Source organism: Nitratireductor sp. WH36-1, assembly GCF_058725515.1.
In genome coordinates this window covers 128,227-141,444 of record NZ_CM178970.1, presented here as the reverse complement: position 1 = coordinate 141,444, position 13,218 = coordinate 128,227, and the positions used below count along the sequence as shown (strand labels likewise).

Annotated in this window: 8 protein-coding genes and 1 tRNA gene; 3 read left to right on the top strand and 6 right to left on the bottom strand. The window is 60.5% G+C overall.

All coding sequences use genetic code 11. The features are described 5' to 3' along the window. Positions 1-118: 118 nt before the first annotated feature. The 3 genes from cmk to aroA are packed head-to-tail and all read right to left on the bottom strand — an operon-like array spanning position 119 to position 2,846. Positions 119-778, bottom strand: a complete 660-nt coding sequence (gene cmk, locus AC4PTT_RS00620; RefSeq protein WP_492161922.1) for a (d)CMP kinase — start codon at positions 776-778, stop codon at positions 119-121. Next, entirely contained in the window at positions 775-1,479 is a 705-nt protein-coding gene (locus tag AC4PTT_RS00615; RefSeq protein ID WP_113153746.1) for an SDR family oxidoreductase, read from the bottom strand. The genes cmk and AC4PTT_RS00615 overlap by 4 nt, the downstream gene beginning before the upstream one ends. A 29-nt stretch (positions 1,480-1,508) precedes the next feature. Beyond that, a complete protein-coding gene (gene aroA / locus AC4PTT_RS00610; RefSeq protein WP_113156111.1) occupies positions 1,509-2,846 on the bottom strand; it encodes a 3-phosphoshikimate 1-carboxyvinyltransferase in 1,338 nt (445 codons plus the stop codon). 302 nt (positions 2,847-3,148) lie between these two features. Between aroA and AC4PTT_RS00605 the strand changes: the two genes are divergently transcribed. Both AC4PTT_RS00605 and AC4PTT_RS00600 read left to right on the top strand, forming a co-directional pair. Next, positions 3,149-3,553 carry a TIGR02300 family protein gene (locus tag AC4PTT_RS00605; protein WP_113153747.1) on the top strand — a complete coding sequence of 135 codons (405 nt, stop codon included), beginning with the start codon at positions 3,149-3,151 and terminating at the stop codon, positions 3,551-3,553. A gap of 174 nt (positions 3,554-3,727) precedes the next feature. Beyond that, a tRNA-Ala gene (locus tag AC4PTT_RS00600) sits at positions 3,728-3,803 on the top strand. Positions 3,804-4,757: 954 nt separating this feature from the next. Here the strand turns inward: AC4PTT_RS00600 and AC4PTT_RS00595 are convergent. Next, positions 4,758-6,806, bottom strand: coding sequence for an ATP-binding protein (locus tag AC4PTT_RS00595; protein ID WP_492161921.1), 2,049 nt, complete (start codon positions 6,804-6,806; stop codon positions 4,758-4,760). Positions 6,807-7,656: 850 nt separating this feature from the next. On the opposite strand from AC4PTT_RS00595, the gene AC4PTT_RS00590 reads away from it, so the two are divergent. Then, on the top strand, positions 7,657-8,415 hold the full coding sequence (locus tag AC4PTT_RS00590; RefSeq protein ID WP_492161920.1) for a hypothetical protein: 759 nt from the start codon (positions 7,657-7,659) through the stop codon (positions 8,413-8,415). A gap of 2,150 nt (positions 8,416-10,565) precedes the next feature. Here AC4PTT_RS00590 and AC4PTT_RS00585 read toward each other — a convergent pair. Continuing rightward, positions 10,566-12,299 carry an AAA family ATPase gene (locus AC4PTT_RS00585; protein WP_492161919.1) on the bottom strand — a complete coding sequence of 578 codons (1,734 nt, stop codon included), beginning with the start codon at positions 12,297-12,299 and terminating at the stop codon, positions 10,566-10,568. 5 nt (positions 12,300-12,304) lie between these two features. Next, the gene (locus AC4PTT_RS00580; protein ID WP_492161918.1) at positions 12,305-13,147 is read right to left on the bottom strand and encodes a hypothetical protein; all 843 of its coding nucleotides are present in this window, start codon (positions 13,145-13,147) and stop codon (positions 12,305-12,307) included. Positions 13,148-13,218 lie beyond the last annotated feature (71 nt).

The window sequence follows — 13,218 nt, the reverse complement described above, 5'->3', positions numbered from 1 at the left end:
ACGGGGCAAAGCGCCGGTGGTTCGTGTTGCGTTTGTCCAGCCACGCATCCGAGCGGATCGCTCTATGGCCGCCTGAGCGGCAGATCCGGCGCAAAGAATGCGTGGCAGACGATTTTTCTCAGTCTTCTTTTCGAGCCGCCAGCCTGGCATCCACCAGTTTGCAGGCAGCCTGAAACGCCGTCTCTATATCCATTTCGCTCGTATCGAGCAAGTGCGCATCGTTCGCGGGCCTCAGCGGACTGTCCTCGCGACCCATGTCGCGGGCGTCCCGCCGCTCGATATCGGCCAGGATCCGGGCATAGTCGGCAGTGCCACCGCCGGCCCCGATTTCACGCCAGCGTCGGGTCGCGCGCACCTCGGGGCTCGCGATAACATAGAGCTTCACATCGGCTTCAGGGCATACCACCGTGCCGATATCGCGGCCGTCGAGCACCGCGCCCGGCGGGGTTGCGGCGAAGGCGCGCTGCTTGTCCACCAGCGCCGTGCGCACCGGCGTCATCACAGCCACTTTCGAGGCGGCCTCGCCAATGCCGTGGGCGGAAAGCACCGCCCGATCGAGCGCGCCCAGATCGAGCGCGCGCGCCGCGCGTTCGGCAATCGCAATATCGTCCAGCGGTTCGCCCGCGTCGATCAGCGCCTTGGCCACACCGCGATAGGTGAGGCCGGTGTCGAGATGGTGCAGGCCATACTGGCTGGCCAGCCGGCGTGCGAGCGTGCCCTTGCCGGAAGCGGCGGGGCCGTCGATGGCGATGGTGAACTTGTCTGGCATTCCCGTCATACCGAGCGCGTTATGCCTCCGTCGATGCGTATGTTCTGGCCGGTGATGTATCCCGACTTCTCGCCGGCCAGGAAGGCGATGAGTTCGGCAACTTCTTCTGCGGAGCCGTAGCGGCCCATGGGGATGCGCGAGCGCCGTTCTTCCTTCTCGGGCAGCGAGTCGATGAAACCCGGCAGCACGTTGTTCATGCGCAGATTGTCTTCGGCATATTTGTCGCAAAAGAGCTTGGTGAAGGCCGCCAGCCCTGCCCGGAACACGCCCGATGTGGGGAATGCGGCTTCCGGCTCGAACGTGGCGTAGGTGGAGATGTTGACGATCGAGCCCGATTTCTGCGCCTGCATGATCGGGGTGACGAGCCGTGTCGCGCGCACCACGTTGAGCAGGTAGAAATCCATGCCCGTGTGCCAGTCCCCGTCCGAAAGCGCCAGCACGTCGCCCTTGGGGCCGTGGCCAGCGCCATTCACCAGCGCATCGATGCGGCCGAAGCGCTCCATCGTCGCATCGGTGAAGCGCTTGAGGTCATCCGTGGAAAGGTTGGAGCCGGTGAAGCCCAGCCCGCCCAGTTCCCTGCCCAGCGCCTCACCCTTGCCGGAGGACGACATGACGGCGACCTGATAGCCGTTTTCGGCCAGCTTGCGGGCTGCAGCAGCGCCCATGCCGCTGCCGCCGCCGACAATCATGGCTGTTTTCCCGGTGCTCATGCCGTTTCCTCCCGTGCAGGTTTTTCGTGTCAGTCCAGCTTTGCACCCAGTCGCGTCATCAGGGCGGTGAAGTCGGGGAAGCTGGTTGCGATCATCGCCTGGTCGTCGATGGTCACCGGCTTCTCGCTCGCCAGGCCCATCACGAGGAAGCTCATGGCGATGCGGTGGTCGAGATGCGTCTTGACCGTTCCGCCGCCAAGGCCCTTGCCGCCGGGGCGGCCCGTCACGCGCAGGGTTGCTTCGCCTTCTTCGCAGTCGACGCCATTGGCCTTGAGGCCGTCGGCAACGGCGGAAAGCCGGTCGGATTCCTTGACGCGCAGCTCTTCCAGCCCCTGCATCAGCGTGTCGCCCTCGGCAAAGCAGGCTGCCACGGCGAGCACCGGGTATTCATCAATCATCGACGGCGCGCGGTCTTCGGGCACGGTCACGCCCTTCAGTTCGGAGCCGCGCACGCGCAGATCCGCCACGTCTTCGCCGCCCTCATTGCGGCGGTCGAGAATCTCGATATTCGCGCCCATCTCGATCAGCGTGGTCACGAGGCCGGTGCGGGTCGGGTTCATCAACATGTTTTCGATGACCACGTCTGAGCCCGGCACGATCAGCGCCGCCACCAGCGGGAAAGCGGCCGAGGACGGGTCGCCCGGAACGGCGATGGTCTGGCCCGTCAGCGTCGGCTGGCCTTCGATGCGGATGTGGCGCACGCCGTCGGCGTCGGTCTCCACTTCCAGTGATGCGCCGAAGCCGGCCAGCATCTTTTCGGTGTGGTCGCGGGTCGCAACGGGTTCGATCACCGTGGTCACGCCGGGCGTGTTCAGCGCGGCCAGAAGCACGGCGGATTTCACCTGTGCAGACGGCATCGGCACCCGGTAGCTGATGGGGGCAGCGTGCTTGGGGCCGCGCAGCGTGATCGGCAGGCGGTCGCCCGGCTCGGCGGAAACGACCTGCAGACCCATTTCCTTCAGCGGATCGAGCACGCGGCCCATTGGGCGCTTGGAAAGCGAGGCGTCGCCGATGAAGCGCGTGGTCATGTCGTAGGAGCCGACAAGGCCCATGGTCAGGCGCACGCCGGTGCCGGCATTGCCGAAGTCGAGCGGCTCTTTGGGTTCCAGCAGCGCGCCGTTGCCCGTGCCGATGGCGATCCATTCATCGCCGCGCTTTTCGATTTTCGCGCCCATGGCCTTCATGGCCTCGCCGGTGCGCAGAACGTCTTCGCCTTCCAGAAGGCCGGTGATGCGCGTCTCGCCCGCAGCCAGGCCGCCAAACATCAGCGCCCTGTGCGAGATCGACTTGTCGCCGGGCACCCGGGCCCGGCCGGAAAGGGCGTCGGATTTGCTGGCGCTCATGGGGCGCGGTTCATGATCGTGCATTGCGTGGTCCTTGGCGATATGCATGCTGCCGGGCGGCAGATTATTCGAGGATTTTCACAGCTGGCTCTAGCATGATGGCGATAGCTGGTCATCCCCCGGTTGACGGATGGCCCCTGACGGGGTTGTAAAGAGAGTGCGCCTTCGCAGGAGAGGCATAATCCAGGGTTCGCATTAAGCTTTGACAGGTGCTCGACTTGCCGTTATGGGGACCAAAATTTTCAAGTAGGCAGGAAGCGCTTCCGGTGCCGGCCGCGATGGAGCCGTCGCAGGCTGGGCCGACCGCAAGACGATGAGGCAGCAAGGTGGCTAAACCGGAACTCGGAACAAAACGCATCTGCCCGGAGACGGGCCGTAAATTCTACGATCTGAACAAGGATCCGATCGTGTCGCCCTATACGGGGCAGACCTATCCGCGCAGCTTCTTTGAAGCTGTCTCCGACACTTCCGTGGAAGAAGAAGAGGAAGTGGAAGAGAAGGAAGTGGATGGCGAGGGCGAAGGCCCCGAAGTGGTTTCGCTCGAGGATGCCGATGATGAGGCGACCTCCAGCAAGAAGTCGGAAATCCCGGATCTCGACGACGATGACGACGACGATGATGTCGATCTCGGCGACGATGATGACGACACGTTCCTCGACGAGGACGATGATGACGACGACGACGATATGAAAGACATTATCGGCGTTGGCGACGACGAAGACGAAAGCTGATTTTTCAGCACCTGCGGGAAGAAAAACCCCAGCCAGCGTTAAAATCGACGCACAGGCGAAAAACGGGGCTTGATCTTCCCGCCGGGCGGGTTTAGAAGCCGCCCACACGGTTGGCCCAGCGGGCCGGCCGGACCTCTTCGCCGGAGACGGCGACCGGCCAAATCGCCGGAGTGTGGGGCCATAGCTCAGTTGGGAGAGCGCTTGAATGGCATTCAAGAGGTCAGGGGTTCGACTCCCCTTGGCTCCACCAGTTCATCTAGTGAAATCAACAAGTTGCTCGCCAAGTGGGGTTTCTAGCCCCTAATCTGCCCCTAAAACAGGCTTGCTAGGCGCGTCATGAACTGCGCTTTGTTCCTGAGCGACGACGGGAGATACAGGTATGCCGATACCCCGAATCGTTTGGCAGCGGTAGACTGTGAGACGATGAGCGCGTTTTCAGCAGTGGCGTACCTGCCCACAGTTGAACTAATAAACATGCCTCGCCGTGGGCAGGTCCACGGACCCGGCGGACCGGACCGGACCGGAGCCGGACCCCACCCCCCGGCCTACCCCGGCGCGCGCCGGAAATCTCTTCTATCCCACGCGCCATAAACGCGCGCATTTTCAACTTTTTGACAGAATAGACAAACGAAACGACGGCGCTATTTTCCCGCCCGCATCCGAGACTTGCGGCGTGGAAACTGCCCTGCTCTTCTTCGCGGAAAACGCCTTGATCCGCCTGCCGGGAATTCCCGGCATGGCCCTCGCCTGCGCGATGTTCAGCCGAATGATTGGCCGCTGAGCCCGTCGGCTCCGGACAGAAGTGAGCTGGTGAGTGTGCTCATAAACGAGCGAGCGGCGATGGCCGCATTGGGCGGAGAGCAGACGTTTGCTGCGGCCGGCACGAATGATCGGAGGGGGCGGAAGCTTTCAGTCCGGTTCCGACGATCACGACCGATAAAGCGGACATTCGATATCGGTTCGAATCTCATCTGGCGGGACATGCGGGATAGCGATGAGAGCTATATCTACTCCATTGCCCTCTATACCCCTCCTAAGTAGGGATGCCAGCTTCGCGCGTCATTCCTGCCCCTAAATGATCATCGAGCGCTCCTTGAAACCGGATGCAGGCAGTTATCTAGCGTCGCGGGAAGAGGAGCGCGGATGATAGCAACGCCACCTCATCTTAAGTGCTTGGATTGAAGGTGGCGCATGTTTAGGAATTTTATTCCACTGGCTCCGGAATGAGCCCTGGCACCTTATGAAGCCGTGTCTTCATCCAAGAATAGCTATTTTGAAAGTCCTCAAAGTCCTTTGCGCTAACTGGCTTGGTATGAGCTTCGTATCGTCGGGCGAGGTTAATTGTATCGAGGTTCATCTCGAATCTGGAGGGTTTTGCTCCAAAGTAAGCAGAAAAATTGTCCCAGTTTTTAACGAAGACAGGCTTCAAATCGCTCAGATAGAGTTCGTTGACGGCGTTCTTTGGTAACCTTCCGACAAAAAGCTGCGCCCTGTCGCCGTTGCCTTTCGGTAACGCCCCGCTGATCGCGTTTGCTACCTTTGCCTCATCGAATGCGAATCGATACTCCAAAACAGTTATCAGCAGCTTGCGTAGTGCATATTCGACTTCAGTCCTACGTTCGAAAAGCGCGGCGAGATCAGCGATATTCGGCTCCTCGGGCAGGTACTCTAAGGGAAGGTCGCCACGAGTGAACGGCGAAATCGCCTTCTTGTATTCTAGTCCAGAATTGACGAGGAAGGATCGAAGCTCCTTGATGGCGAATGAGCCATTGTCGGCTTCCAGCAAGCCGTAGCGCGCGAAGCGAGACGCCTTCTCGGGCTCGGCAGCCAAAAAATCTTGGACGAACGCAGTATCGCCGTCTGCCAAAAGGCACAGCAGTTCATATTCGTCTGGATACCACCACACTAGGGACAACATGATATCCTTAATCGGCTGAGCTATGCGGACAGCAATCTTATCCCTGGCCGTTTCGAAGTTGGACTTCGAAACTCTTATCTTTTTGTCGACTGGCAGTTCGCCAAGCGAACGCAGAACCTCGCTGCATGCGAGCCGGATCAAATAGGGATGTCCGCCGTATTCCGCGTTCAGTAGATCAAAGCAGTCCTCGTCGAGCGCGGCACCGGAATATTTAGCGATAGCCCGAACCATCTCGCGCACGTTGGGACGCGTCAGTGGGTCTAGGTAGAACGGCACCGCCAACTGGAAGATCGGATTGGGAATCTGATCGAAGTGCGACTGCTCCACGCTAGATGGGTTCACCCCAGCCACGCAGAAGGTAAGAAAGCCCTTCGTCTCTTGCGATGCGGATCGGATCGTCTGCCACAATGGCAGGTGGTCGCTGTCCCAATGCTGGCCGAGATTATTGGCGATACCCGGAGTGATGAACTCAACCTCATCTAGGAGGAGTGCGATCTGCATCACCGTAGACTTGTTTTGTATCCACTTCACCGTTCGGATAAACGAGTTCGCTGCGCAACCCGCGTCGAAAGAGAATTCCGCAGGAGCAGGACACCCGCTCTTCTCCGCAGCCTCCAGCATTCGGCGGCAGAGTTCCTCGAGTACCGCCCACCAACGGCTACCGTAGATGCCGGGACTTTGACAGTCTACGTATTCGGCAATGGCACCCTTCTCGGAAAGCCGTCGCTGGACCGCAAACAGTACGGACGTCTTGCCAGTCTTACGGAGCCCGAAGAGTCCGGACTGCTCCTTGCGGATTAACGCTCGCTGCACCAGTTCTTGGACGATTGCATCCCGCCCATAGAAGTACTTGTCGTGCTTGATTGGCGAAGACATCCCGAAGAGATCGAAGCGGCCAATCGTTGCCGCCATCCTCAATCGGATGAGGAAGGTCTGTGCGCCTCTATTTTTCAGTTCCGTCGCCGACAGGGGAACGATCACCCAGTCCTTGCTCTGGGCTGCCAAGCTCTCGATCGACGCCTTGTCGCCCTCGTAGATGACCAGTGCGACTACGTTTTCCACCCGATGTCGAAACTCCGGTGCACGAGAGATGTTCTCAAGCGCCGTCAGCAGCCGTGCGTCAGCCCGCGCATGCGGCGAATAAACTGCGATAACCTCGCGCTGAAGGCCGAATCTTTCGGCCGCGAACGGTTTCGGCTGGCAAAGCCAGAACGCCTGCCCGAACTGATACGAGCCGTATGTTACGTCGAACACCTCGTCGAGCGCCGCCGCAAGTGACTCCTGCTCGTGTCGGGTCCGAAAGAACGCGTTCAGTGCATTCTCTTTAATTGCCATTCTACCCCTCCCCCCCCCCGGAATCTCAATACATCTTACTGCTATGTGTAACTTTACTGCTATGTGTAACTGTTATACCTAGCCTAGACAATCGCCGGTGTAGGGCAGCAGGGATCAGCGGCAGCTTTTCTAGCGGAGAAGCCCAAAAGATGGCAAGCGGAACCAATCCGGTCATGCCTGAGCAGAAGCGAAGCGGGCTATGGCGTATGACCGGCGGTTGTGACGAAGGGCTATCTTACATGATAAGGCGCGCGCGAACCCCAGTCCGAAGGGCGACTGCTCAGAAAGGCCATATCTATTTGACAACAATAGATATGACTGGGTCATTTGTGCGGCAATCGGCGGTGTCTGGCGGAGCAAGAAGGATATGCAGAGGTACTCGGCTAGCGCTCGCGACGCCATAAGCAAAGTCGGCTTTCGGGAAGTCACAAGTGTTAGTCGAACGACCGACTTGGGGCGCGAAGCGGTAATTACGTCATCGCTTTGCGAGCGGCAGCTTTGGGCCGATTGCTGCGCGGATCGCGTCACTGACATGCAAAATTTGCTTGGTCGCCCTCGATGACTTAGGGGGTTTCGCGGGCATTTGATCTGACGCGCTAAGCCACAGTGTCTAGCGGTAACGCAGACCCCGCAGATTGGCATGCGCGTTTAGCGTGTCTACGGCCCGGGCTGCGATGGACCGGCGAAACGTTTGGTTGCGCGCGGCCTTTTTCGCTGAAGTCCATGTTTTCATGGATGGTGTCTGGCTACCTGCCATGCAGGACTCTTTGCTGCCCCCAACTGTCAGCATCTACCGTTGTTGTCACTGGTGGAGGTATTATAATACCTACCCATGGAAAATAGCGCGGCAGTGGCTAAGCTGTCCGTAAAAGAGAGGCGCAACATCATGAACTCAGGCATGATTTATCCGGCCCAAATCCCGACGCCCACGCCGCGCCCAATCATCGACGCCGACATCGCAGCGGTCGAGATGGCCCCGGCAAGGGGCCCGAGGGGGCAGGCGGATGCGCAAGGGGCTGCCTTGGCTGCCCGAGCGGAGGCAATCCGTCTTGTTGAGCTGTATATCACGCGTGCCGAACAGGAAAACGAAGCTCGCCAAGCGTCCGCGGATGAAATCTTGATGCAGATGGCAGATTCAAGCCCCCCAAGTTGGGCTTTGAACGCTGCGCGCGGCGTAGGCAAGGTCGCCACGGACCTTGTGGGGAACACTGCCGGGTTCCTTGGCGTCGCGGGGGAGGCGCTGGGCGACAGCCTTGAGCGGAGTTTTCCTCTCGGGAAGATTGAGTTCGGTCCGAACGGCATTCGCCATGTCTCGCACACCCCGGAGAGTATCGCCGCGAACAGTGACTTCCACCGGACCGCGATGGGGGTGAAGGACGTCTTTACGGATATGGATTTCGGCTACGTGCCCCGCACCACATGGCAGGATGTGAAGGCAGACCCGTGGCGCAATACGGTACCGTTCGTAGCGGAGGCTGGCGTTGTTTCGCTCCCGGACATGGCGCTTTCTGTACGCAACCCCGGAGCCTTGGCTGCTGCCCTCACATATAGGATGGGCGAGGCCCGTGCTCGGAACAACCAACCCCAGCCCTATGCCGCCGGAAAGTAACCCGTGCTTAGGTCAGGGTTCTACACAGAAGAACACGAACAAAACTTTCGGGCAGCTAATCAGCGGGTCCGGCGTGGCGGACCAGACGCAGAGATTTGCGGGGCGCGGACCCGGACAGGCTCCGTATGCCAAATGGCACCCTTGAAAGGTTCGCGTCGTTGCCTGCGCCATGCCGGACCCAAGGCTGCGAATGAATACCGCGAGCGCCAGAAAGAGCAATTCTTGTCCGGTAGGTTGTCGTGGACAGACTGGACCCGCGCCGAGGCGAAGCGCGCAGCAAATCGTTTGCGCGAGAAGTGGAAGCGCGACCCGTGGGAGCCGGGCAGTACAATCGACCTTGGCGAATATGAGCAGGCGTTCCAGCAAAGGAGCGGTCTCTTTTCCCGAAACGCAACCACCCCTGTGCCTCCGGCAGTGATGGACTGGCTCCGGTGGCGTTATCGCCGGCTCCAAATCGACAGGAAGCGGGATGACGAATGGCTACGTGTCTTGCAGGACGAACTGCCGAAGCGTCTGAGTGCTGCCGGCCCCGCGCCGACTGACACTATAGCCCGGCAGGAGCAAGAGTGGGGTTCAGCTTCAATGCCGTGGCGTGTTGGGAAACCTGAACCGTTCTCCAAGCGTTCGCAGATGTGTTCGCCAAAAGTTCCGCCAAGGGTTAAGCCGAGGTCGCTTTGGGGGCGAGGACGGAGAAGGCGTCCGAATGACTTGGATGTGTTGTTTGACGGTCCCGACAAGCGAAACGAGATAGGGGCTGGAGATGATGGGAGCGCGGGCATGGGCGGGGACCGGGCCAACAAACTGGACCTTGGTACATTCATCCATCAGCACAGGGATGTCTTGGGCCCAATGTTTGCACGGTGCCGGTTGGGTGAGCAGGCGGAAATTGTGGCGGCGCTTCATGACTACACCCTTGATCCGAACGACAGCGCTGCCCGTGAACGCTGGGTGCGGATCGTGAGCACCCTAGGCGTGGGCTAGCTAGCCCCTAATCGCCATCGGGAAGGCCATGAGCCAGTTTTCGCGGTTTCCATCTGATGTTCCCGTGCCTACGCAATTCCCGTGTAAGCCCCCTGCCGAGCATTTGGCAGGGGGCTTCTTTCCGCGCTGTTACCACCCGGTTGCGAGATGCCCAATCTTAGAGCGCCACATCTCGTTTCCCCGCAGGTGGACAACGTCTATGGCCTCTGAGCGCGGGGAGCACTCATTATCCGAGGTGTGGTCGAATTCGGGCCACGGTGTCGGGGCCTCTGCCGATTCCCAGCCAAACCACAACGCATGCCCCGACAACTCCTGTTCTTCATCGGTATGCCCCCAGTGGTCGGGGGCGAAGTTGGGCAGGATCAAGCATCCGGGCGGCACGATCAGGTTTCCCTGCAAAAGGCTCCGGGCGTGCCAGTCATGCCGGAACAAGAGTGCGTGCGGTCCCGGTCCCCGAACCTCGGCAGCATGCTGCTGGACCGGATAGCGCCCATAGTCGAAGTGGGCGGCGAATACCACCCCGGTGCGAGCCATGGCGCGGACCTGTGCGTGTGTGGCGCTCGCCCAGTAGAAATTGCGGCTAGGGTTCGCCGCAAAGAAGGCCGATGCGCGGTCAAACTCGGCAGTGCGATTCCGAGTGCCACTGGCGAGAGGGTCACCATTAACGGTGATCGTGATGAGCTTGTGAGGCCGACCACGACGGCGGTTGCGTTTATTGTTGTTGCAGCTGTCCAACATTGGGTTTGCTCCAAAGAAAGAGGTTGGTTCTGTGGTTAGGTCCGCGCGACCGGGAATGATCGCGGAGAGATTGCTTGTGTCCGGCAGGGGGCGGTTCGCTGAAAGCACACCAGAGCGCCCCACCGTCTGCGCCAGTAATGCGCCAGTGTCGGCGTCGCACCGACCGGCGCGCCAGTGCGCGCAGGAGAGTTTAGGGAGCCGGCAGGGCACACCCCGAAAAGCCGTGTTTTCCAAGGTGCGCCAGTAAAATCCCCTTAAGTAAATGACTGGAGCGGCGCAGGGGTAAAGGGCCTTTTGAGAGGCCCCTTTACACCCCGACGCCCCCTGCCAGTATTTACCTTTGCCGCGCCAGTGTGCGCCAGTAGTGCGCCAGTAGTGCGCCAGTCGCAGACCCCAGCCCGATGCTGAAAAGTAGTCGGTGCCGGGGGGCGTCATGCCGGCCCTTCGCTCGGTTCAGGCTCTGCGACGATGGCAGGTGTTCCGATCCCGACACAGGGGCGGGGCCTGCGACTGTGTGGGTCGCGCTCTTCACGCCTGACGAGGCTGCCATCGCTCAACCAGCCATCCAGCATTGCGCGGATGCGGGCGTAGGTGGCAGCTTGTCCGGGGTTGCGCTCCTTGGCGGGAAGGTCGGGACCGCCGGCATCCAGTCCAAGGGTGTCTGCGACAAGCCACCCAATATACTCTGGCGACCGGGTGTCCAGCCGGGGCAAAGTGGGAGCGGCAGCGATGGCATTCTGGACCAGTGCTAGGTCGGACGCTGTGGCGGGCATTGCCGTGGGTGGGGTCCAACTCTCGACGGTCGGAGCCTCATCGCCGGATGGGTATGTTGCATTGCCATTGCGCAGCTTGATCGATGTGCGGCGGAGCCAGCGTGCCCCGTTAGCAGGGGCGAAGTTGGCCTTGCCATTGTCGATCCGAACGAAATTGTGCCGCTCGCTCTCGGCCACGCCGAAGGTGGCACCTTCCTTGGCAGTCATGCCCCGGACTTGTTCGACCACCCGAAATGCGTCTGTACCGGCGGATGCGCCACGGTAGGCATGCGCACCGGCGCTGTCCATATCCTGCGCTGCAACCTTGCCAGTGTGGTGTGCGATGACGATGGCGGCATTGGTCCTGTCTGCGATCTCACGCAGGACACCCGCCAGAAAGTTCATGGCCTCATTTGAATTCTCAGGCAGGCCGTGCATCGCCCCCTGTGGATCGAACATGATGACCTTCACGTTGAACCGCTTGGCCGTGTCCACAATCTTGTCCACCATACCGGGAACGACTTCCGGTCCGTCCCTGCCCATGCGCGCGAAGCGCAAGGGCAAGTTCCGCCCGGATGTAAGGATGAGGTTGTCCCGCAGGTCGGCATGCTTGATGCCGTGGTGTTCCAAAACGGCATAGAGCCGGCGCAACGCCTCGGCATCGTCATCTTCCGCGTTGTGGTACCAGACTGGCATCGCGCAGAGTGGCTTTTCCCCGACGATCAGTTCCCGTCCGGTTGCAAGCGCCACCGCACGCGCCATGAGGATAAGGGATTTGCCGACGCCGCCTGTGGAGACAAGCCCGGAGATGTATCCGGCGAGCATCACCCGACCGTAGAGCCACGGGCGGGGTGGGATTTGGCTCGGCTTGAAAGGTTGGACGGGGCCGATCTGTGCAGCCGTGAACATCTGCTGGGTTTGGATCGTCTGTTGAGCGAACGCTTGCTTCGCGGCCTCATCCCTGACCCGCTGGGCTCCTGCCGGGTTTATGCGTTCCAGTGTCTGCATGAGGGTGCCCCAACCCACGTGAGGATCGCGGATGCCGTTCCACAAGGCTTCATCGTGGGCAGCGTCAACGCCACCGTTCCATTTTGCCGCCCATTCAAGGGCAATGGTCTTTCCCTCGTCCGTGAAGCCCACGGCTGCACCTTTCGCGGCATGGAGCAGCTTTGTGAAGTCATCGCGACAGTCGAAGTGCCCCTGATCGTTAGGCAGTTCCTCGAAGAACGCCCGATATGCTTCCAGCGACGGCGCAGCCCAAGGCGTTTTCACGTTATTGTTGCTGTTTGCTGCCAGCGAGGTGGGAGAGGGGGTGCCCCTGCCGGGCAAGTTAAGCCGGCCCACAATGTCGTTCAGATTCGCGCAGAGAACGTCCACGGACACGGGTTTGCTTTGTGCTTTTGTTGCCTGCATGATCTTTACTCCTGAACAGGCACAGCCAGCCGGACTACTGCCCCGCGTTGGCGCTTCGTTTTAGTGGGAAGGTTCACGGTGTACGGAAGACGGGCGATACGGGGCAGGTCTGACATGTTGTCTGCGCCGAGCCGCGCCATGGCTTCCGCCAGAGGTCCGACGGAGGCCGGCAGGTTCGCGCTGTCCACGCCCTCAATCAGAAACCAGAAGTGAAAGCCGTTGCCGCTGTTGATTTCCAGAATCGGGTTCAGCGCCCGCAAAGCTTCGCATGTCCGGGTCCAATTCGGGTCCGCGTCCGGCGCATCTTTCAGGTCCAGGTCCAGAACGGCCATACGCCGCGCCACGATGTCATTAGCCCTGCCGGACCGATCAGTCCCGGCCATTTCGGGCTTGCGGGGGTTGATTCCGAAATAGAGATTGTCCCGCCCGACGTGCTTGCGGATGAAACCAAGCATCCTGTCGTGTTCTTCCGGCAGAGAGAGCCGCCCGCAGAGGGACCACGCGCCGCCGCCGTTCGGGCATACCGCCCGCAGTTCGATTACGTCACCGTCGTTGAACGCCCGTGCAATGCAGTCCAGCGCTGCGTCTGGGGCCGCTCCGCTAGCCAAGAGCGCAGCGACTTTCTCTTGCATCTTGCCGGGGGGCACCAAGTCAACAGCCATTTGTACTTGCAGGGCAGATGCGTCGTCCGGGTCTGTCAAGGCGTGCTCAACGGCGCTTTCCAGAATGCCGAGCCAATGGTGGTCCGACGGTGCACGGGGTTCGGTTTCAAGGTCGGGGGTAGGGCCGGAATTTGGGCAGAATTCGGGTGCGCACACGTTATCGTGTACTTGGCTTTCGCTTGTCATTGGAGGTATAATCCCCTCTATCTTTCAAGGGGTTGAAGATTATTGCCTGTTCCCGAGCAGGCGTCCGCGTT

Bases quoted from the DNA above. Each gene is read 5' to 3' on its own strand.
- AC4PTT_RS00580 (WP_492161918.1), bottom strand. From the start codon at position 13,147: ATGACAAGCGAAAGCCAAGTACACGATAACGTGTGCGCACCCGAATTC.
- AC4PTT_RS00595 (WP_492161921.1), bottom strand. From the start codon at position 6,806: ATGGCAATTAAAGAGAATGCACTGAACGCGTTCTTTCGGACCCGACAC.
- AC4PTT_RS00615 (WP_113153746.1), bottom strand. From the start codon at position 1,479: ATGAGCACCGGGAAAACAGCCATGATTGTCGGCGGCGGCAGCGGCATG.
- AC4PTT_RS00585 (WP_492161919.1), bottom strand. From the start codon at position 12,299: ATGCAGGCAACAAAAGCACAAAGCAAACCCGTGTCCGTGGACGTTCTC.
- aroA (WP_113156111.1), bottom strand. From the start codon at position 2,846: ATGCACGATCATGAACCGCGCCCCATGAGCGCCAGCAAATCCGACGCC.
- cmk (WP_492161922.1), bottom strand. From the start codon at position 778: ATGACGGGAATGCCAGACAAGTTCACCATCGCCATCGACGGCCCCGCC.